Below are 20,725 nucleotides of genomic sequence, written 5' to 3'. Positions count from 1 at the left end.
GCGCCGTCCACGGCTTCTACCGTGACCAGCATGGACAGGGACCACCAGGTCGGCGCCGCACTGGCGGAGCTGCGTCGCGGCCGGATGGTCCTCGTCGTCGACGACGAGGACCGCGAGAACGAGGGCGATCTCATCGCCGCCGCCGAGCTGGCGACACCGGAGATGCTCGCGTTCGTCATCCGCCACACCAGCGGCCTCGTCTGCGTCGGCATGGACGCCGCGCTCGTCGACCGGCTCGAGCTGCCGCCGATGGTCGCCGAGAACGACGACCCGAGGGCGACGGCGTTCACCGTCTCGGTCGACCTCAAGAACGTCACCTCCACCGGGGTGTCGGCCACGGACCGGGCGGCGACGATCCGGGCGCTGGCCGATCCGGGGACCCGGCCGGGGGACCTGTCCCGACCCGGGCACATCTTCCCGCTGCGGGCCCGCGAGGGCGGCGTGCTGCGGCGGGCCGGGCACACCGAGAGCGCCGTGGACCTCTGCCGGCTCGCCGGGCTCGCCCCCGCCGGTCTGCTCGCCGAGGTCACCAACGCCGACGGCACCATGGCGCGACGTCCCGAGCTGGCCCGCTTCGCCAGGCAGCACGAGCTGGTCTCGATCACCGTCGCGGACCTGGTGCGGTACCGCCTGCGGACCGACACCCTCGTGGTGCGCCAGGCGTCGGGCCGAGTGCCCAGCCCGTACGGCGAGTTCACGGTCACGACGTACCGTTCGGAGCTCGACGGCTGCGAGCACGTCGCGCTGGTGATGGGAGACGTGAGCCAGGCCGAGGAGCCGGCCCCCGGCGACAACGTGCTGGTGCGGGTGCACTCCGAGTGCCTCACCGGGGACGTGTTCGGGTCCCGCCGCTGCGACTGCGGCGAGCAGCTCCAGGCGGCGATGGAGCGCATCGGCACGGCCGGCCGCGGTGCGGTGGTCTACCTGCGCGGCCACGAGGGCCGCGGGATCGGGCTCAGCCACAAGCTGCGCGCCTACACCCTGCAGGACGGGGGTATGGACACCGTCGAGGCGAACCTCGCCCAGGGGCTGCCCGTCGACAGCCGGGAGTACGGGGTCGGTGCACAGATCCTGCGTGACCTCGGCGTGCGACAGGTGTGCGTGATGACCAACAACCCGGCGAAGTACCACGGGCTCGCCGGGCACGGGGTGAGGATCGCCGCCCGCGAACCGCTCATCGTCGCCCCGAACGCGGACAACATCGCCTACCTGACGACCAAGCGGGTCCGGATGGACCACCAGATGGGGTCCGTGGCCGACCCGGATGCGACGGCGCTGCGGTGAGCGCGCAGGATCCTCCGCTCGCGCCGGCGGGACTGCACCTGTTCAGGGACGCCATGGCGTCCTTCCCGAGCGGGGTCACGATCGTCACCACCGCTGACCCGGCGGGCCGCTGGTGGGGTTTCACGGCGACGTCGTTCTGCTCGGTCTCGATGGAGCCGCCGCTCGTGCTGGTGTGCCTGGCGACCAGCGCCGAGTGCGCCCCGGCCTTCCGGCGCGCCACGAGATGGATCGTCCACGTGATCCATCCGGAGCACGCGCAGCTCGCGATGCGCTTCGCCACCCGCGGCGCGGACAAGTTCGCCGACGCCGGCTTCGTCGCCGACGACAACGGGCTCCCGGTGCTCGACGTCGCATCGGTGATCCTCGACTGTTCGGTGCACGATCGTCATCCCGCCGGGGACCATACGATCCTGGTCGGGCAGGTCCAGAACGTGCGGACGGGTCCGGAGACGCCGGCGGTGTACTTCCGGCGTGCCTTCCACCTCCTGCCGTGATCGAGGACGGCAGGCAGGTAGGAGGTCATCTGCCCGACGGCGCCCGGCGTGTGCCCCGGCGCTGAGCGACGGTCGCCGCGAGCCGGATCAGCCAGTGCGACCAGAGGTAGCTGCGGGTCCGCTCGAGCTCGCCGTCCTCGCCGAAACCGGTCTCGACGAGGGACAGCTCGGTCTGATCGCCCTCCTGCCGCAGCTCGATCGTGGTGCGCAACGGCCCCGACCAGTCCTCGGCCTGCCACACCAGCGAGAGCCGCCGCGGCGGGTCGATCTCGGCGACCACCCCGGCGACGGTGGGGAAGCCCTGTGCCGCGACGCGGACCTCCCCGCCCGCCACCGGGTCCAGGACCACCTCGCCGGTCATCCACTGCGCGACCGACTCCTCCGAGACGAGCACCTCGAAGACGGTCCCGACGCCGGCCTCGACCGACATCCTCCGGTCGAGTCGGAGCTCGGTGGCGTCGGCCGCGCGGCCGAAGCGATCACCATCCATGGTGGGTCTCCCGGTTCTGTGGTGCGGGGGCCGTGCTCATCACGTCAGGAGGTCCAACAGGACCGACGGCGCGTCGGCGGCGCCGGTGATCGGGGCCCACCGCGCCCCGGCCCGGGCGGCCAGGTCGGCCGCCTGTTCGCAGTCACCGGCCGGCGCGAGGATCAGCAGCTCGGGAAGACGCGCGGCGGCGGGCACCGGGTCCTCGTCGTCGGTGGCCCGGCAGTCCGAGAGCAGCACGACGACCCGCCGCGCGGCCCGGGTCCGGGTCAGCTGGTCGCCGGCCGCCCGCAGTGCTGCCGCCAGCGCGGTGACCCCGTGGCCCCGCAGGGCCAGGACGTCGTCGACGACCGCCGCCGGCGGACGCACCGAGTCCATCGGGCGCAGCACGGTGGACTCGCGGGCGAACGCCAGCACCGCGTGGTCCCCGGGTGCCCGCCACGTGCACGCGGCAGCCGTCAGTGCCGCCGCGGCGAGCCGCGCGCCGCCCATCGATCCGGACGCGTCGACCAGCAGGCACAGCGCCAGGGTCGGGCGCGCCCACGAGCGGGCGGTGAGCTCGTCCAGGCCCGCCGCGCGGCCGAGTGCCCGCGACTCCACGACGGCCGCCATCGACGCGTCGAGGTCCAGGTCACCCCCGCGGTCGGCCGGAACGGACCGCAGCCGCCCGATCCCCCGGTCGCGGGGCGGGCCGGTTCGGGCCCGGTCGAGGACGATCCGCCCGGCCAACCGGCGCGCGGCGGATCGCAGTGACTCATCCGTCGCCCCGGCCATGTCCACGAGCAGGGCCAGGGCCGCGTCCGGATCATCGGCCAGCGCGTCGTCGAAGGCGGCGGGGTCCAGGACCCCGACCTCCGGCGAGATCTCCGCGAAACGGGCGCGCCGGGCGAGCTCGGCCCGTGGGGTCGTCCGGTCGCGGGCCGTCGGCCGCGCCCGCGGCGCGCGGTCCGGTGTCTCCGGTAGGCCCGCCGTCGGCGGCGGGCTCAGCGTTCCCCCGGTGCACCACCGTCCTCGGTGTCCCCGGGATCCGGCTGCTCCGGCTCGGGCTCGGGGCCGAAACCGTCCTCGTAGAGCTCGCGGACGACGGCCTCGGCCTCCCGCGTGCACGACTCCAGCAGCCGGATCCGCCCCGACAGTGCGACCATGGCCGCGTCCAGCCCGACCCACCAGTCGGTCACCGCGGTCCTGCGGCGTCGGGCCAGGGCGGCGGCGAGGCGCACCATGTCGATCGCGCCGCGGACCGAGGAGCCGATCCTGATGTCGGGGTGCCGGCGGGTGGCGCGGACCAGCTCGACCACCTGGGCCCGCCAGGCCTCGGGCACGGCGGGCGCCCGCAGCCCGACGATCCCGGTCTCGTCGCGCGCGTCCTGGTAGCCCATCGTGATCCGGCAGACCCGGTCGTAGATCGCCGAGGAGATCCGGGCGGTGCCGACGGCGTCGAACGGGTTCATCGCCGCGATCAGCCGGAACCCCGCCGATGCGGGGATCACGCCGAATCGCGGCACGTGCAGCTCGCCCTCGCTCATCACCGTGATGAGCACGTTGAGGGTCTCCTCCGGGATCCGGTTCGCCTCCTCGACGTAGAGCAGCGCGCCGGATCGCAGCGCCTGGGCGAGGGGCCCGTCGACGAACGTCTCGGGTCCGTAGCCCCGGTCGAGGACCTGGGCCGGGTCGAAGTGGCCGATCAACCGGGCCGGGGTGAGCTCGGCGTTGCCCTCGACGAAGACGAACGCGGTCCGTTCCTCCTCGGCGACGGCGCGCAGCACGGTCGTCTTGCCCGTGCCGGGCGGGCCCTCCAACAGCACGTGGGCACCGCTCTCCAGGGCGGCCATCAACAGCTCCACCTCGCGCGCCCGGCCGACGACCGAGGCCCCGAGGTGCCCGTGCGGGCCGGACGCGACCGCGTCCGGCCCGCCCGTCGGGAACGCAGCGACCATCAGTGCTCGTGCACGATCACGCCGCGCACGTTCTTCCCGTTGAGCAGGTCGTCGTAGCCCTCGTTGACCTGCTCGAGGGTGTAGGTGCGGGTGATGATCTCGTCGAGCTTGATGTCCCCGCTCTGGTAGAGCCCGAGGATCTTGGGGATGTCGACGGTGGGGTTGCAGTCGCCGAACAGCGTGCCCTTCAGCGTCTTCTTGAACAGCGTCATGATCGAGCCCGGCAGCTGGATGTTGTTCACCGCCAGCTTGTTCAGACCGGTCAGCACGATCGTGCCACCCTTGCCGGTGTTGGTGAACGCGTCGGTGATGATCTCCTCGGTGACGATTCCCGCGGTCACGATCGTCTTGTCGGCACCGTTCCCGTTGGTCATCGCCCGCGCCAGGTCGCCCGCTTCGGCCGCGGTGGCCACCGCGTGGGTGGCGCCCAGTTCCAGCGCCTTCTCGCGCTTGTTCTCCAGCGGGTCGATCGCGATCAGGTTCTTGGCGCCCGCGTACCGCGCGCCCTGCACCGCGTTGATCCCGATGCCGCCGACACCGGCGACGATCACCGTCTCACCCGGCTTCACCGCGGCGGCGTTGACCGCCGAGCCCCACCCGGTGGGCACACCACAGCCGACCAGGACGGCCTTGTCCAGCGGCAGGTCGTCGTCCACCTTCACACACGAGTTCTGGTGGATGGTGGCGTACTGGCTGAACGTGCCGAGCATGCACATCGCGCCGTAGTCGCCCTTGGGCCCGGTGAACGGGAACCGGTTGCCGGGGAGGTAGCCCTCCAGGATCGTCGCGCCCATGTCGCAGATCGCCTGCTGGCCGGTCGCGCACCAGCGGCAGGTCCCGCAGTTGGGGATGAACGAGCACACGACGTGGTCGCCGGGCGCGACCCGGGTGACGCCCTCACCGACCTCCTCGATGATCCCCGCCCCCTCGTGCCCGAGGACCATCGGGAGCCGTGCCTCGAGGTCGCCGTGGGCGATGTGCACGTCGGAGTGGCACAGACCACCGTGCGTGTAGCGGATCAGCACCTCGCCGGCCTTCGGACCGTCGAGATCCAGTTCCTCGATCTCGATCGGCTTGCCGATCTCGTAGACGACGGCGGCCTTGGTCTTCACGGGTACTCCTCAGGGTGGGTGGTTGGGTGGGTCGCGGAGCGTGACGGGCTACGCCCGAGCGGGAACCGGCTCGACCGCCGGGTAGAACTTGTCGGCATGGATGCGGGCCTCCGGGAGGCCCTTCGCCTCGAGCAACCTGCCGACGGCGTCACACATCTCCGGCGCACCGCACAGGTACGCGTCGAAGGTCGAGGCGTCCGGGATGTCCTGCGCGATGGACCGGGTGAGCCTGCCCGCCCGCGCACCGGGGACGTCCTCGGCGCCGCCCTGCGAGAGGCACGGCACGAAGGAGAATCCCGGCAGGCGTGCCGACAGCGCGGCGATCTCGTCGCGGTAGACGAGATCCGCGGCCGTCCGCGCCCCGTAGTAGAAGCGGATCGGGACGTCGACGCCGCGGTCCGCGGCGTCGGTGAGGATCGACAGGATGGGAGCGATCCCCGAGCCGATCGCCGCGGCCACCACCGGGCGGCCCGTGTCGCGCAGGAACATCGTGCCGAACGGCGCCTCGAGATCGAGCCGGGTACCGGACTCGAACCCCTCGAGGTAGCCGTCGAACACCCCCCCGGGGATCCGTTTGATGCAGAAGACCAGCTCCCTGCCCGACCCCGGCGGGTTGAGCAGGGAGTACGAGCGGCGCTCCCCGGTGCCCGCCACCGCGATCTCGACGTACTGCCCCGCGTGGAACCGGACGGGCTCGTCCACCTCCACCCGGAGCTCGACGAGCGCGGGCGTCAGCCCGCGCACGCCGAGCACCGTCGCCTGGCGTGGAGCAGGCGGTTCCATCGGCGGCAGCTCCTCCATCCCCTCGTGCTGATCGATCTCGATCACGAGATCGGTCTGCGCGAAGGTGCAGCACAGCAGGATCGCGCCGTCCTCCCGCTCGCTGCGCGGGATCGCGTAGACCGACGCCGCCGAGTCGTCGACATCCCCGTCGACCAGCCAGTGCTTGCAGGACGAGCAGTTCCCGTGCCGGCAGCCGTAGCGGAGGTTGACCCCACTGTGCAGTGCGGCGGTCAGGATGTCCTCGTCCTCCCGGACGGCGAACTCCTGTCCGGTCGGTACGAGGGTGACGCGTGCCATCCGAGCCCCCTCTCAGGCCGCGGTCGGATCGAGCTGCGACATGTCCGACGTCACGACGAAGGCGTCGTCCTCGGTGTGGGCCCGCCCGTAGTAGCTCGACATGACGACCAGGAACTTCGCCATCGTGAGCGGCTTGCCCAGGTACTCCTCGACCTCGGCGATCGGGATCCTGATCGTGCCCTCGGTCTCCAGCAGGAAGAAGGTGCTCCGATCCTGTACCCGGATGTCGGGACGGCAGTCGGTCACGTAGTCGACGGTCGCCTGGGCCTCCTCGCTCTTCATCAGCACCAGGCCGATCGTCCGGCGACCGCCGTCCGCGTCGCTCATGAGGCCACCTCTGTCGGAACGCGCAGGCCGACCTGCTCCAGCACGTCGTGGGTGTGCGCCAGCACGCGCTCGCGGGCCTGGTCACCGACCCCGTCGGCGGCCGGCGCCCGGTCGAACAAGGGCCGGAAGCCGTCGACCGCGGCGAGCGCGTCCGGGTACCACGAGTCGACCCAGCCCTGCATGATCTCCAGGTTCCGCGCGGCCGGGACCGTGCGGCCCTCGCGGTCGCTCTCCGCGGTCAGCATGGTGGCCAGCTGCCGCGTGGCCGCCCGGTTGCGGATGCGGTCCGCCTCCGCGGTCATCTCGATCACCGGGGTGACCGCGTCTCCGTGCCAGGGCGCCAGGCGCCGGAAGAACTCGCTGCCGGCGAACGCGGTGAACATCGGCTCCACGACCAGGTTCGTCATGAGGACCATCTCGCACCAGTCCCCGGCCGACATCAGCCGCTCCACCAGCCGCCGTGCCGGCTGGAGGATCGGATCGTTGAGCCAGGCGTCCATCCCGTTGCCCTCGTCGTAGCCGTCGATCTGGCTGTGCAGATCGAGGCTGTAGAGGGCAATGGCCTGCTGGTGGCGCAGGCGGTCCATCCCGCTGAAGGTGTAGGTCATCGACAGGGTGTCCGACAACGCCTCCCGCGTGACGAAGGCGTGCGCCCGGAACATCCCCCACTCGAACGACGCGAACGCCTCGTAGTACCGCGAGAGCAGCGCCGCCCACTCGGGCGCGACGTCCTGGAACGCCCCGTTGAGCTTCGCCGAGTCGATGGCCCGTTGGATCGAGCGCTCCTGCTGGGCCTGCAGCTTGATGTAGGGCCGCTGCCACAGCGCGGACGGGTCCCGGTACTCGAACCAGTTCGGGTGCACCATGGCGGTCGTGCGGGCGTCCTGGCAACCCAGGCCGTCGGGCCGCAGCAGGTACCAGCCGCCCGTGTCGAACTGGCCCATGTCGGGCTGGGCGTTGCAGATGACCGCCTCGTACTCCGAGAGCCTGCGCTTCTGCGGACGGATGTAGGTGAGGTCGCGCGGGGTGTAGAAGCCCTCCGCGACCGCCTCGATGTCGACCCCGTCCGAGGTCAGCTCGATGGTCATCAGATCGCCACGAACGCTTCGCCCGGAATCGTCTTGAGCGGGTCCTTGATGACGACCCCGGTGCGCCGGATGTCGTCGATGGTCCACAGCGACGCCTCGTCGGTGCGCAGGTGCGGCTGTCCCATCAGGGTCTTGCCGTCCGAGCGCAGCAGCCCGGCGTCCACGATGTAGCGCCACAGCTCCACGTTGTCGTTGACCTCCCACCACGTCATTCCGCAGTGGCGCTCGGGCGCCTGCCGGAAGATGTGCTGGCAGGCCTCCGAGCAGAACGCGTGCCGCTGGCCGGCCGCGTCGATGTTGAGCCGGATCTCGTTGATGTCCGGGCGGGGCAGCACCGCGGGCATCTGGCAGGTGCGGCAGATCGGCGGCATCTCCGGGAACAGCGTCAGCGCGAGCTGGCCGTTGCGCGGGTCGCTCATCTCCCGGTAGGCCGTCCAGAACCCTCCGAAGTGCTGCTCCCAGCCGGGGTACTTGTCCTCCAGGAACGCGAAGTCGTCGTCGAACATGCAGTCCGAGCGCCAGGCGTGCACCGGCCACAGCGCCGCCGACACCATCGCCGAGGTGTGCCCGCCCCAGTCGACGTGCCGGCGCGCGTCGTGGATCCAGCGCGGCACCTGCAGCCCGAAGGGCTCCAGCCGCTCGATGTAGCTACCGGCCCAGTCCTCCCAGATCCACTGGTTCCAGTACTCCTTGTAGGACTTCATCCGCACCTTGGAGAAGTAGTCGTAGACCGCGCCCTGGAAGTTGTCCAGGAACACGTGCTGGCGCCAGAAGGCCGTGTCGAAGTCCTCCTGCAGCATCGGCAGGTTGTCCGGCTCGGACAGCACCGCGGCCAGCGTCGAGTAGCCGTTGGCCATGTGCCGCGACTCGTCGGACTGGATCGACAGGAACACCGACGGCGTCGCCTGGTCCCCGTTCGCGGCCGCCACCTCGGTGACCGCGACGAACAGCGGGTTCGTGTAGGCGGTCTCCGCGACGACCTGCAGGTTCAGCGAGTTCGTGATCGGGTCGTCGTTCATGAACGCCTCGAACACGGCCCGGCCCGGCCGGCCGATCGGGTCGAACGCCCGCATCTGGAACCCGGAGTTGAAGCCGGCCGGATCGGGAGCGTGCTTGGCGAAGTACCTCATGAGGTACGCCTCTTGGTTCGTGTGCCGCACCTCGTCGATCATCTGCGCGAGGTAGCCCTGCCGCAGCTCCGGGTTCTCCACCGTGTCGACGAGCATCGCCGTGCACTTCATCGCCGCGTACTCGCCGAAGTCGACCAGCGCCAGGACCGGCTTCATCGCCTCCATGAAGCGGGGTTCGGCATCGGCGGCGTTGTTCATCCGGCCCAGTGCGTCCTCGAGCGCCCCGTACTGCCGGTCGTCCTTCTCCTCCTCCATGCCCACGTACTCGCGGACCAGGGTCCGGAAGGGGTCCTTGGTCTTCGGAGGGATCTTGTACTTGGTGGGGTAGAGGGCGTCCCGATGGAAGTAGCTGGGCTCCCAGTCGAACTGCTTGATCTTCTCGTGTTCCGCCGAGACCGATCCTGCCATGCGTCTGCTCCTGTTCGTCCGGCCGTGCCACCGGAGACGACTCTCACACTCATCGGGCCTGGACACACCCTCCGATCGGAGGTCCGGGGCGGTCGCCGGTACCTGGTTGAGGTCCCGGACGGCGAGTACCGTCGTCGTCATGTCTCATCGACGAGGCTCGTCGCCGTCCGCGGCCCGACCGGTCCCGGGCCCGGTCCGGGTCCTGCTGGTCGACGACCATCCGATCGTGCACCAGGGCGTGGAACGGCTGGTCGAGGGCGCCTCGGACCTGCACCTGTGCTCGGCGGCGCTGACCGCGACCGCCGCCGTGCGGGCGGTCGCGCGTGAGCGGCCCGATGTCGTGCTGCTCGACCTGCACCTGCCGGACATGTCGGCCCCGGTCGCCGCCGCGGCGTTGCGCTCCGCGCGACCGAACCTGAAGCTCCTGCTGTTCACCGGCGACAGCAGGCGCAACGTCGCCCATGTCGTGGCGCTCGTCGGCATGGACGGGGTCGTCCACAAGGACAACGCCTGCTCGACGCTGATCAGGGCGATCCGCGCCGTCGCGGCCGGTCAGCGCTTCTACGACCCGTTGATCGGCGGCGAGAGCAGTGTGGTGCTCTCCCGGCGTGAGTTCCAGATCCTGGAGCGGATGGCGAAGGGCGACAACAACGGCGAGATCGGCCGGCACCTGGGGCTCACCGCGAACACGGTTAAGTCGTACGTGCAGACGTTGCTGACCAGGCTCGATGCCCGCAATCGGCTGGATGCCGTGCTCAAGGCCCAGCAGGCGGGTCTGCTGTAGGCGTGGGGACCCAGGCCCGCAGCGTGCTCCCGCCCTCCTCGTTCGCGGCGAAGGTCATGCGGCCGCCCACCCGTTCGAGGCGCTCGGCGAGTCCGCTCAGGCCCAGTCCTCGGTCGTCCGGCCCCCGATCGTCCGGGGGCCCCGGGAGGCTGACCGCACCGTCGTCGGCGACCGTGAGGACGACCCCGTCGTCCGTGGCGTACATGCTGACCAGCACGGAATGCGCGCCGGCGTGCTTCTCCACGTTCAGCAACGCCTCCCGCGCCACCTTCAGCAACGCCTCGCTCCGGGCCGTGTCCAGCCGCGGGAGCTCGCCGAGCACCACGAGATCCGCCGCGACGCCTGCCCTGGCGGCGAAGTCGCGGCAGTCGCCCCGGATCGTGATGGCCAGGCCCTTGTCGGCGGGGGTGTCGTAGAGCGACCGGGTCTGTGACCGCAGCTCCGTCGTGGCGTGCTTCGCCTGTTCGACGGCAACGCGCAGACGCTCGCGCGCGGGGCCCTCGGGCAGCAGGGCCTCGACCGACATCAGTGCGGCGCGCAGGCCGAACAGCGTCGCGCCCACCGAGTCGTGCAGGCGGACCGCCAGCCGCTGACGCTCGCTGTAGACCGCGACCTCCGTCATCTCGCGGGCGCCGTCGGCCACCTCCATCGCCACCGCGGTCTGCCGGGCGAGCATCAGGAGCTCCTGACGGTCCCGGTCGGCCCACGGCTCGACCGACCGGCGCGCCGCGTAGAGCACCCCGTACAGCCGATGCGCCCGTACCACCGGCGCGGCCATCACCGCCCGAAGACCCTCGGCGCGGACCGGGTCGTCGAAGTCGTGGGTGATGGCGCGCGACGCGCAGTAGTCCGGCACCGCGACCGTCCGGCGCAGGACCGTGGCCTGCCCGCCGAGGCCGATCTGCGGTGCGACGACCAGGCCGTTGAGCTGCTCGGTGCGTCCGCCCACGACGGCGCGGACCTCGACGGTCTCGTCGTCGCCGACCCGCTCCGCACCCGCGGCCAGATCGGCGCCGAGCCGTCGGTGGACCACCTCCGCGGCGTGCCGCAGCGCCGCCGTGCTGTCGAGCAGCGACAGGACCGTGACGAAGTCCGGGTGGATGTCGCCGGCAGCCATGCGGGCCACGCTCCTTCGTGCGGGAATGCCGCTCGACGCGTGACACTACGCCCTGCACGGTGCCGGTCCGCGGGCCGGACGGTGGGACCGGGCTGCGCCCGAACACCCCGGACTCCCCGGTCGGCCGCACCGCCGGGCCCGGTCCGGCCGCTGTCGACCGGCTGGTTCCGCGGGGCGTGCTGCACAACGGGTCACGCCGACGCCCGGCGCCGGTCGACCCGGGCGCCGGTCGGACCCCGGGATCGCCGGTCCTCGCGTCGGGCCGCCGATGTGTCACGAAGTGACACACGCCACTTCCTCCTCCGATGGCTAGCGTCGGCCGGCGGATGGAACGAGCTCGGAGGTGGGCATGGACGGCCTGATCATGGATCGGCCGCTGCTGATGAAGCAGCTGCTGTGGCGCGCGGAACGGGTGTTCGGGGACAAGCGCATCATCTCCCGGACCGGTGACGGCGAGGATCTCAGCTACACCTACGCCGAGTACGCGGTGCGGGCGCGCAAGCTCGCCCAGGCGTTGACCGCCCTGGGCGTGCAGCCCGGCGACCGGGTCGGGACGCTGGCCTGGAACACCCACCGCCACTACGAGGCCTACTTCGGCGTGCCGTGCATGGGCGCCGTGCTGCACACCGTGAACCTGCGGCTGTTCGACGAGCAGATCGCCTACATCATCAACCACGGCGGCGACCGGGTGTTGCTGATCGACCCGGACCAGATCCCGCTGCTCGAGCGGCTCGCCCCGGACCTGCCCGGCGTGCAGGCCTACGTGGTGCTCGCCGACACGGTGCCCGAGACCACGCTGAGTCCCGTCCACTCCTACGAGGAGCTGCTCGCCGCGCAGGACGGGAAGCTGGAGTTCCCCGACTTCCCCGAGACGACCGCGTCCGCGATGTGCTACACGTCGGGCACGACCGGGGACCCCAAGGGTGTCCTCTACAGCCACCGGAGCGTGGTGCTGCACACCCTGGCGCTGTGCCTGCACGGGTCGATCGGGGTGCGCGAGGAGGCGATCTTCCTCGCGATCAGCCCGATGTTCCACGCCAACAGCTGGGGCATCCCGTTCGCCGCCGCCCTGCAGGGTGCGACGCTGGTGCTGCCCGGTCCGCACCCCGAACCGAAGCACTATCTCGAGCTGATCGACCGGCACAAGGTCACCCACGCCGTCGGCGCAGTGACCATCGGCGTGATGATGCGCGACCTGCTCGAGCGGGACGACCCGCACTACGACGTGTCCTCGCTCGACGTCCTCTGGCTGGGTGGTCAGGCCCCGCCCCGCGGTCTGATGAAGTGGTTCGCCGACACCCACGGCGTGGTGGTGCCGCAGGGCTGGGGGATGACCGAGGCCTCGCCGCTGGTCACGTTCACGGCGTTGAAGAGCAAGCACGACCACGTCCCCGAGGACGACGTGTACGACGTGCGTGGCAAGCAGGGTCTGCCACTGCCGCTGTGCGAGGTCAGGGTGGTCGACGAGGGCGGCGACGACCTGCCGTGGGACGGCAAGGCCGTCGGCGAGTACCACCTGCGATCTCCGTGGATGGCCAGTGCCTACTACGACGACCCGCGCAGCCCGGCCAGCTACGACGCGCAGGGCTGGTTCAAGACCGGCGACGTCGGCGTGATCGACCCGGACGGCTACGTCCAGCTGACCGACCGGTCGAAGGACCTGATCAAGAGCGGCGGGGAGTGGATCTCCTCGGTGGAGCTGGAGAACTCCCTGATGGCGCACCCGGCGGTGGCCGAGGCCTCGGTCGTCGCCGTGCCCCACGACAAGTGGCTGGAACGCCCGCTGGCCTGCGTAGTGACCCGCGCACCGGTCACCTCCGAGGAGCTCACGGCGTACCTGCTGGAGCATTTCGCCCGGTGGTGGATCCCCGAGGAGTTCCTGTTCGTCGACGCCATCCCGAAGACCGGGGTGGGCAAGTTCGACAAGAAGGTCCTGCGGGCCAGGTTCGGCGAGGCCGACGCCCGCGAGCGGTACCGCGCGGAGGCATCGCGATGATCATCGTCGACTACCGGTGCGAAGCATGCGACGGCGTCAGCGAGCACTTCGTGTCCAACCCGGCGCCACCGACGATACAGTGCCCGGCCTGCCGCGCACCCGCCAGGCGCCGGTTCGCCGCCGTGGGGCTCTCCGGTCGGGCGGCACCGCCGAGCGAGCGCAGGCCGGCCGCGTCCGACCGCGCGCTGTGTCTGGACAACCGCGACGTTCCAGGGCTCTGCCACATGACGCCCGACGCCGCACGCACGTGGGTCGCCAGGGCCAGGGGGGACAACCGCAGCCTCGACCGGGAGCTCGAACGCCAGGAGCGCTCCCTGAAGGAGACCGTCGGGCCCGTGGCTGACCCGGTGTCCCACGACCACGGACACGCCCACGGGACAGGGCACGGACACACCCACGCGGCACCCGCGGCAGGTGCCGCCGGCACCGCGTGAGCGCGGCCCGCCGATCGGACCGACAACCGAAGGAGTACGACCATGGGTGACAGGCTTGCCGGCAAGGTTGCGCTGATCAGCGGCGCGGCACGAGGCCAGGGTGCCGCGCACGCGGCACTGCTCGCCGCAGAGGGCGCACGACTGGTGATCGGCGACATCCTCGCCGACGAGCTCGCGGCGGTGGCGGAGACGCTCACCGCGAAGGGCCACGACGTCGTCGCGCACGTGTTCGACGTCCGCGACGAGGACGGCTGGAACGCCGCGGTGGCGCTGGCCGAGGAGCGCTTCGGCCGGCTCGACATCCTGGTCAACAACGCCGGGGTGCTCGACATGGCCGGTGTCGAGGCGACCACCCGGGAGTCCTGGGACCGCATCATCGCGACCAACCAGACCGGCGTCTGGCTCGGGATGAAGGCCGTCGCGGGAGCGATGCGCCGGGCCGGTGGCGGTTCCATCGTCAACACCTCGTCGATCTACGGCCTCATCGGCAGCGGTGGCGCCACTGCCTACCAGGCCACGAAGGGTGCGGTCCGGCTGCTCACCAAGACCGCGGCCATCGAGTTCGCGGGCGCCGGGATCCGGGTCAACTCGGTCCACCCCGGCATCGTCGACACCCCGATGGTGTCCGAGGACGTACCCGAGGAGGTCATCCCGATCATCGTCGGCGCCACGCCGCTGCAGCGGATGGCGCGCCCCGAGGAGATCTCCTACGGCGTGCTGTTCCTGGCTTCCGACGAGGCGTCCTACGTCACCGGCTCCGAGCTCGTGATCGACGGCGGCTACTCCACGCAGTGACCCGACCGGACGCCCAGGCGCCCGGCCCATCAGCGCACGACCAGTGATCGGCTTCGGCCGGAGAACGGAGAACAGCGGTGGCGATCGAAATCGGAGTGTTCCACAACGGAGCCTCGGACCTTCCTGTCAAGAACGTCCAGTACGACGGCGAGGCGGTGGCCGTCAACGACGGTGACCTGCCCGCGACGCACACCTCGGCCCAACGCACCATCGTCAACCAGGTGCGCCAGGGCATCCTCGCCGACCAGCTCGGCTTCGACTACTGGTTCCAGACCGAGCACCACTTCCAGCCCGAGGGTGCCGAGCTCAGCCCGAACCCGCTGCTCGCCGAGGCGGCCATCGCGTCGCGGACGAAGAACATCCGGCTCGGCCAGGCCGCCAATATCGTCACCTGGCACCACCCAATCCGGATCGCCGAGCAGGCTGCGATGCTCGATGTGATCAGCGGCGGGCGGTTGGAGTTCGGGATCGGCCGCGGCTACCAGCCGCGGGAGAACGAGGTGTTCGGCTGGGCCTACGGTTCCACGATCCAGGACCAGGAGCGCAACCGGGCCTACTTCGAGGAGGCCTACGACATCATCATCAAGGCCTGGACCGAGGACTCGATGTCGCATCACGGCGAGTTCATGTCGATCCCGCCGTCCTACACCAAGTGGGGTCACAAGCAGACCCATGCCTACTTCAGCCAGGAGGGCATGGGCCGCACGCTCGAGCAGGTTCTCAAGCTCGGCGCCCCGGACATGTACTCCGCCGGCAACCCCGTGCAGGCCACCACCACCAAGCTGCTGGAGATCCCGGTCTACCCGCAGCCGCTGCAAAAGCCGTACCCGCAGATGTGGGAGCCGCTGACCAGCCCCCGCTCCATCCGGTTCGCCGCCGAGCGGGGCATCAACGGCTACTTCATCGTCGAGCCCAACTCCCGGCTGAAGCAGAACATCGACCTCTACCACGAGGAGGCCGAGAAGGCGGGCTGGCCCGACCGCCAGAACCGCGGCGAGTTCAAGCGCGGCTGGGACGCCGAGCGTCGCCGCGGCGTGGTGACCTGCCGCTACATCCACTGCGTGGACAAGGGTCTCGGCGACATGGACCGCGCCGCCCGCGGGCTGGAGCTGCAGTGGGACTACTACGGCCCGTTCGGTTTCGCCGCTGTGCTCGCCGAGGCGGACGAGCCCTTCTACGACCTCAACACGAAGGTGACCGCGCAGATGCTGCGGGACAAGAAGGTCGCCATCCACGGCTCCAAGCAGTACGTGATCGACTCGATCATGGAGGTCAAGGAGCAGTGCGGCTACGACGACTTCATGTTCCACACCTGGTTCGAGAGCGGCGGCTTCCAGGGTGAGGAGATCGAGGCGCAGATGCAGTACTTCGCCGAGGAGATCATGCCCGTCCTGCACCGCGAGTGCGGCCGGCTCCCCAAGGAGCCCAGCAGCGTCGACCTCGACGTGGCGCCCCGCGTCCCCGTCACCGCCTGACCCGGCAAGGAGACTGAACGATCATGGCTACACCCGGAACGGCCAAGCGGATGTGGGCGCTCGACTCGCCCACCTTCACCGTCGACAAGTCGCTGCTGTTGCTCGGGGCGAGCGGCGAGTGCACCATCCCGATGCCCGCCTACCTGATCGAGCACCCGAAGGGCCTGGTCCTGTTCGACACCGGCCTGGTCCCGGCCGCCGCCACCGATCCCGAGGGGGTCTACGGACCGCTCGCCGAGCACCTCGGGCTGAGCTTCCTGCCCGAACAGACGGTGGACGCGCAGCTCAAGGCGCTCGGGTACAAGCTGTCGGACATCAAGTACGTGATCGCCTCGCACACGCACTTCGACCACACCGGCGGGCTCTACCTCTTCCCGGACGCCCAGTTCTACGTGGGCGAGGGCGATATGAGGTTCGGGTTCTGGCCCGACCCGGCCGGGGCGGGGTTCTTCCGGCAGGCCGACATCGAGCCGCTGCGCGGCCGTAACGTGCTTGAGGTGCCCGGTGTCGACCACGACGTGTTCGGCGACGGGAGCATCGTCATCCTGTTCACCCCGGGCCACACCCCGGGTGAGCTGAGCCTGCTGGTTCGCCTGCCGGGTCGCAACTTCATCCTCACCGGCGACACGGTGCACCTGCGGGACGCGCTGACCACGATCGCCCCGATGCCCCACGATGCGGACACGGTCCAGTCACTGCGATCGATCCGCCGGCTCAACCTGCTCCGCGACTCCGCCGACGCCACCATCTGGATCAGCCACGACCCGGAGGACTGGGCCGAGTTCAAGCACGCCCCGAACTGCTTCGAATGATCGTCCGCCGGAATCCGTGTCCCGGAAAGGGACACGGATTCCGGCCGCAATCGGTATAATCTTTCCGCGCAGTACCGGTGACGGACGCCCGCTGGACGCCCGATGGACGCGGAGAGTGATCGATGACGATCCTTCAGCACGCGGTGGCCCACGAGCGTGAGGCGTTCCTCGAGGGCCGCACCCCCTGCACGATGCGTCCGGAGATCGCCGTGTCCTGGCGTCGCTGTTCCTACCTCGACGTGCCGGTGGACACCATGACGCCACGCTACGCCCCTGACTTCGATCACGAGGCACCCCTGGTGCGTGCCGCCCGTCCCGTGCTCGACCACGTCAACGAGCGGCTCGGGGACCTCGGCATCTCCTTCCTGCTCACCGACGCCTCGGCGCGCATCCTCGACCGCACCTCGTCGAACGCACACCTGCTCGGCCGCCTCGACGCCGTGTCGGCGGCCGAGGGATTCGTCTTCGCGGAGGGCGAGGTCGGCACCAACGGGGTCGGCACCGCGCTCGAACTCGGCCGGACGGTCCGGGTCGACGGCCACGAGCACTACGCGGAGGACCTGCACGAGTTCACCTGCGTCGGCGTCCCGATCCGGAGCGCCGACCGCAGGCTGCACGGCCTGCTCGACGTCACCTGCGCCGCCGACCACGACAACTCGCTCGTGGTGTACATCGCCGAACAGACCGCACAGCAGATCGAGCAACGGCTGTGGGCGCAGCAGTCGGGAGCGGAACGGGCACTGCTCGACCGGTTCGTGGCGGCCTCCCGACGCGTTCGTCACGACTTCTTCGTGATCAGCGAGCGGTTGCTGATCAGCTCACCCCGTGCGGCCCAGCTGCTCGACGGAAGCGAGCAGGCACTGGTCTGGGATCAGGTCAGCCGGCTGCTCCGGTCGCCCGAGGAGTCCGAGGCCGAGCTGGAGCTGCCGGACGGTCGGATGATCGTGATGCACGGCGAGTCCATGCGCGACGGTGGCGACGAGATCGGCGCGATCGTCGAGATCCGTGAGGCGCCCCGCACCGAGCCGGGTTCCACGGGCGACCGGAACCGGCCGGCCTCCCTTCCCGGCCTCGTCGGCGCCGACGCGGCGTGGCTTCGAGCGTGTCACGAAATCGCCGCACGCGCGCGCGAGCGGGTCGTCGTCGTGTCCGGCGAACCGGGCGTCGGGAAGACGGCGGTGGCCGAGGCGGTTGATCGCCACCTTGGTGGCGGCGGTCCACTGGTCGTCAAGGACGCCGAATCGATGACGGTGGACGGCCCGTCGGCCTGGATGGCGAGTCTGCGGTCGGATCTCGACAGCATGCCGGGCACCATCGTGGTGAGGCACGTCGACGGGCTCTCGCCCGCGGCGTTGCGCGCCCTGACATCGCTCTTGCACAGGGGGCACGCGCAGGGATGGCGTTGCCTGGCGACCGCCGGCACCCAGACCCCTCCGATGACGGCCGGCCACGATGACCGCCGGTGTGCTGTGGTCGCGCTGCCGCCACTGCGCAACCGGACGAACGACATCCCGGCACTTGCCCGGTCGTTCGCCGCGCCGGCGCGGTTGGCACCCGAAGTCGTCTCACTGCTCATCCGGACCCCGTGGCCCGGCAATACGCGCGCCCTGCGCCACGCGGTCGACCAGGCGCTGACCGTCGCGCGGGGGAGCGAGGTGCACGTCGGCGACCTTCCCGACGATCTGCGTGCCCGGGCGTACCGCCGCCGCATGAGCCGGTTCGAGCAGGCCGAACTCAGCGCGATCATGGACGCGTTGAGCGAGGCGGCCGGGAACAAGAAGGCCGCGGCGTCGCTGCTGGGGATCTCCCGCTCGACGCTCTACCGGAAGCTGGATGCGGCGGGACTCGATCTCACCTAGGTCTCGCGGATCACAGCGGGATCGCCAGGTCCGTCGCGCAACCGAGCAGCCGACTCTTTAAGCTGACGGCGGGTACAGGATGGACGGCGTGTTCCTCCTCGTTGCGGTCCTGTCCCGCTTACGGCAGGGACGGAGTTGAGTGTGGACGGCTTGGATCCATCGGCCACCCGCGGTGTTGCGAGCGAGGCCCCGATGTACGGTCGTCGACAGCCGAGGCTGCCCAAGGCGTCGGACGTGCTGGCAGATCGGTTGCGCGGGCAGATCCTCGGCAATGAGATGCGGCCGGGCGAGCCCCTGCGGTCCGAGGCCACCCTCATCGCCGAAACAGGGTTCAGCCGGGGGACCGTGCGCGAGGCGTTGCGGCTCCTCGAATCCGACGGACTGATCGAGATCCGGCGTGGCCCACACGGCGGCATCCGGGTCGCAGAGCCCGACCTGAGTCAGGTCACCCGCTCGCTCGCCCTGCTGTTGACGCTGTCCGGAACGACGATGCGGGCGTTCTCCGAGTTCCGCCAGCTCGTCGAACCCGCGGCGGCGGCCGCCGCAGCGCGCACGGCGACCGAGGAGCAGCGCGGGTGGCTGCTCGCGCTCGCGAACGCGGGATCGCCGCGCAACGGTTCGTGGGAGCCGTCGATCGAGTTCCACGAGGCACTCGGGGTGTGCAGCAACAACGAGATCGTCCGTCTGGTCATCGCGGCGTTCGGACAGGAGCTGACCTGGCACGTTCCCGGAGAGCAGCTCTCCCTGCGGGACATGGAGGAAACGCGCCGCGCTCACCGGAGCATCGCGCAGGCAGTGGCGGCAGGCGACGCCGACCGCGCATCGAAGGCGATGGTCCGTCATCTGCAACAGTTCGAGCGCGTGCTGGCCGCGAACGGCCGGCTGGACCAGCCCGTCCTACCCCCGGAGCGGTGGCTGTCGACCTGAGCTCGACCGAGAGGGGCCCCGCCGGTGGCCCCTTTGCCGCGGGCGAGGTTAGCGACGGCTCACGTATAGGCTTCCTGGGTCACGGATCCGAGGAGTCGCAAGTGGGGGCCTGCACATGCCTGTCGTGAACGGGAGCGAAGGCAGCCTGTCGCTACGGAAGTCCGCGTTGCTCCAGGCGGCGGCCGACCTGTTCGCCGCCAGGGGTTACCACGCGGTCAGCACCGATGACATCGGCCGTGCTGTCGGGATCTCGGGTCCGGGCGTGTACCGCCACTTCGCGAGCAAGGTCGAGTTGCTGACGACGCTCTGCGACGCGGCGATGGACCACCTCCTCGACGGATCTCGGGCGATCGTCGAGTGTGATGGCGCCCGCCCAGCAGCAATCGCGCGGCTCGTCGAGTTCCACGTCCAGTTCGCGGCGAACGAGCGAGCACTGCTCGCGGTCTACCTCCGTGAACAGCGGGAGCTGCCGGTCCGAGAGCTGCGACAGCTACGTCGCCGCCAGCGGGAGTACGAAGCTGTCTGGCGCAGGGCCATCTCAGCGGAACGTGCCGACCTGGCCGAGCCTGACGTCCGCGCAGTGGTCAAGGTGATGCTGTCGATGCTGAACGGAACGGCGCACATCAGGGACAGCATTCCGCGGGCGCGCCTCGTCAGACTACTGGAGCAACTCGCTGCAGGTGCGCTCGGCGGTGTCGGGATCGACATCGGCAGTGGGCTCGCGGCCGGCTGAACCATCTGTCCGTCCGCCCTCGGGCGGCAGGCCGAGCTCGTCGAGGATCCGGTCGTTGTGCTCGCCGAGTGCGGGGACGGCGCCCATCGGCAGCTCGATGTCGCGGAAGGTCATCGGTGGCAGCAGACCGCGGATGTCGCCGGCCTCGGTCGCCACGGTGCGCCAGCGGTCCCGTTCGCGCAGCTGCGGGTGCTCGACCATCTGCGCGGTGGTGTTGATCTGGGCGGCCGGGATCCCGGCGGCGGCGAGGCGCTCCTCGAGCGCGGCGGTGGTCCATCCGGCGGTGTGCGCGGCGAGGGCGGCGTCGCACTGGGCACGGTGCCGGACCCGGTCGATGTTGGTGGCGAAGCGGGGGTCGTCGGCGAGGGCGGGGGAGCCGAGGACATCGCAGACCAAGGCGCGCCAGCCCCGGTCGTTCTGGACGCCGATGAGGATCTCGCCGTCGG

20 protein-coding genes are annotated in these 20,725 nt (G+C 70.6%); 10 read left to right on the top strand and 10 right to left on the bottom strand.

Annotated elements, in window-relative coordinates; genetic code table 11:
• Window positions 1-30: 30 nt before the first annotated feature.
• Window positions 31-1,284, top strand: a complete 1,254-nt coding sequence (locus ACL02T_RS07105; RefSeq protein WP_412829849.1) for a bifunctional 3,4-dihydroxy-2-butanone-4-phosphate synthase/GTP cyclohydrolase II — start codon at window positions 31-33, stop codon at window positions 1,282-1,284.
• The gene (locus tag ACL02T_RS07100) at window positions 1,281-1,778 is read left to right on the top strand and encodes a flavin reductase family protein (RefSeq protein ID WP_412829848.1); all 498 of its coding nucleotides are present in this window, start codon (window positions 1,281-1,283) and stop codon (window positions 1,776-1,778) included. Before ACL02T_RS07105 ends, ACL02T_RS07100 begins: the two co-directional genes overlap by 4 nt.
• Before the next feature lie 25 nt (window positions 1,779-1,803).
• Here the strand turns inward: ACL02T_RS07100 and ACL02T_RS07095 are convergent, their stop codons facing one another.
• The 8 genes from ACL02T_RS07095 to ACL02T_RS07060 all read right to left on the bottom strand — a co-directional run bounded on the left by ACL02T_RS07095 (window position 1,804) and on the right by ACL02T_RS07060 (window position 9,347).
• Window positions 1,804-2,268, bottom strand: coding sequence for an SRPBCC family protein (locus tag ACL02T_RS07095; protein ID WP_412829847.1), 465 nt, complete (start codon window positions 2,266-2,268; stop codon window positions 1,804-1,806).
• 39 nt (window positions 2,269-2,307) lie between these two features.
• Window positions 2,308-3,039 (bottom strand): VWA domain-containing protein, encoded by a 732-nt coding sequence (locus ACL02T_RS07090; protein ID WP_412829846.1) that lies wholly within the window; start codon window positions 3,037-3,039, stop codon window positions 2,308-2,310.
• 209 nt (window positions 3,040-3,248) lie between these two features.
• Complete coding sequence (locus ACL02T_RS07085) at window positions 3,249-4,202, bottom strand: AAA family ATPase (protein ID WP_412829845.1); 954 nt, start codon at window positions 4,200-4,202, stop codon at window positions 3,249-3,251.
• Window positions 4,202-5,314, bottom strand: a complete 1,113-nt coding sequence (locus ACL02T_RS07080; protein WP_412829844.1) for an NDMA-dependent alcohol dehydrogenase — start codon at window positions 5,312-5,314, stop codon at window positions 4,202-4,204. Before ACL02T_RS07080 ends, ACL02T_RS07085 begins: the two co-directional genes overlap by 1 nt.
• A 48-nt stretch (window positions 5,315-5,362) precedes the next feature.
• A complete protein-coding gene (locus tag ACL02T_RS07075) occupies window positions 5,363-6,394 on the bottom strand; it encodes a 2Fe-2S iron-sulfur cluster-binding protein (RefSeq protein ID WP_412829843.1) in 1,032 nt (343 codons plus the stop codon).
• A gap of 12 nt (window positions 6,395-6,406) precedes the next feature.
• Window positions 6,407-6,721, bottom strand: coding sequence for an MmoB/DmpM family protein (locus ACL02T_RS07070; RefSeq protein ID WP_412829842.1), 315 nt, complete (start codon window positions 6,719-6,721; stop codon window positions 6,407-6,409).
• Complete coding sequence (locus ACL02T_RS07065; protein ID WP_412829841.1) at window positions 6,718-7,809, bottom strand: ferritin family protein; 1,092 nt, start codon at window positions 7,807-7,809, stop codon at window positions 6,718-6,720. Before ACL02T_RS07065 ends, ACL02T_RS07070 begins: the two co-directional genes overlap by 4 nt.
• Window positions 7,809-9,347 carry an aromatic/alkene/methane monooxygenase hydroxylase/oxygenase subunit alpha gene (locus tag ACL02T_RS07060; protein WP_412829840.1) on the bottom strand — a complete coding sequence of 513 codons (1,539 nt, stop codon included), beginning with the start codon at window positions 9,345-9,347 and terminating at the stop codon, window positions 7,809-7,811. Before ACL02T_RS07060 ends, ACL02T_RS07065 begins: the two co-directional genes overlap by 1 nt.
• Before the next feature lie 139 nt (window positions 9,348-9,486).
• Between ACL02T_RS07060 and ACL02T_RS07055 the strand changes: the two genes are divergently transcribed.
• A complete protein-coding gene (locus ACL02T_RS07055) occupies window positions 9,487-10,131 on the top strand; it encodes a response regulator transcription factor (RefSeq protein ID WP_412829839.1) in 645 nt (214 codons plus the stop codon).
• Here the strand turns inward: ACL02T_RS07055 and ACL02T_RS07050 are convergent.
• The gene (locus ACL02T_RS07050; protein ID WP_412829838.1) at window positions 10,103-11,248 is read right to left on the bottom strand and encodes a GAF domain-containing sensor histidine kinase; all 1,146 of its coding nucleotides are present in this window, start codon (window positions 11,246-11,248) and stop codon (window positions 10,103-10,105) included. The two genes, ACL02T_RS07055 and ACL02T_RS07050, sit on opposite strands and share 29 nt — an antisense overlap.
• Before the next feature lie 349 nt (window positions 11,249-11,597).
• Between ACL02T_RS07050 and ACL02T_RS07045 the strand changes: the two genes are divergently transcribed.
• The 7 genes from ACL02T_RS07045 (at window position 11,598) to ACL02T_RS07015 (ending at window position 20,279) form a co-directional block, all read left to right on the top strand.
• Window positions 11,598-13,244, top strand: coding sequence for a long-chain fatty acid--CoA ligase (locus tag ACL02T_RS07045; RefSeq protein WP_412829837.1), 1,647 nt, complete (start codon window positions 11,598-11,600; stop codon window positions 13,242-13,244).
• Window positions 13,245-13,720: 476 nt separating this feature from the next.
• Window positions 13,721-14,473, top strand: coding sequence for an SDR family NAD(P)-dependent oxidoreductase (locus tag ACL02T_RS07040; protein ID WP_412829836.1), 753 nt, complete (start codon window positions 13,721-13,723; stop codon window positions 14,471-14,473).
• 77 nt (window positions 14,474-14,550) lie between these two features.
• Complete coding sequence (locus ACL02T_RS07035; RefSeq protein WP_412829835.1) at window positions 14,551-15,948, top strand: LLM class flavin-dependent oxidoreductase; 1,398 nt, start codon at window positions 14,551-14,553, stop codon at window positions 15,946-15,948.
• A gap of 23 nt (window positions 15,949-15,971) precedes the next feature.
• Window positions 15,972-16,760 carry an N-acyl homoserine lactonase family protein gene (locus ACL02T_RS07030; protein WP_412829834.1) on the top strand — a complete coding sequence of 263 codons (789 nt, stop codon included), beginning with the start codon at window positions 15,972-15,974 and terminating at the stop codon, window positions 16,758-16,760.
• Window positions 16,761-16,882: 122 nt separating this feature from the next.
• Window positions 16,883-18,619 carry a sigma-54-dependent Fis family transcriptional regulator gene (locus ACL02T_RS07025; protein ID WP_412829833.1) on the top strand — a complete coding sequence of 579 codons (1,737 nt, stop codon included), beginning with the start codon at window positions 16,883-16,885 and terminating at the stop codon, window positions 18,617-18,619.
• 234 nt (window positions 18,620-18,853) lie between these two features.
• Entirely contained in the window at window positions 18,854-19,546 is a 693-nt protein-coding gene (locus ACL02T_RS07020; RefSeq protein ID WP_412829832.1) for a FadR/GntR family transcriptional regulator, read from the top strand.
• Between the two features lie 115 nt (window positions 19,547-19,661).
• The gene (locus tag ACL02T_RS07015) at window positions 19,662-20,279 is read left to right on the top strand and encodes a TetR/AcrR family transcriptional regulator (protein ID WP_218616483.1); all 618 of its coding nucleotides are present in this window, start codon (window positions 19,662-19,664) and stop codon (window positions 20,277-20,279) included.
• Here ACL02T_RS07015 and ACL02T_RS07010 read toward each other — a convergent pair.
• On the bottom strand, window positions 20,205-20,708 hold the full coding sequence (locus ACL02T_RS07010) for a CoA transferase (RefSeq protein WP_308280309.1): 504 nt from the start codon (window positions 20,706-20,708) through the stop codon (window positions 20,205-20,207). The genes ACL02T_RS07015 and ACL02T_RS07010 overlap by 75 nt on opposite strands.
• Window positions 20,709-20,725: the final 17 nt, after the last annotated feature.

Origin of the sequence: Pseudonocardia oceanicola, from assembly GCF_047200735.1 — a bacterium.
Taxonomy (GTDB): domain Bacteria; phylum Actinomycetota; class Actinomycetes; order Mycobacteriales; family Pseudonocardiaceae; genus Pseudonocardia.
This window is presented reverse-complemented; position numbering and strand designations above follow the sequence as displayed.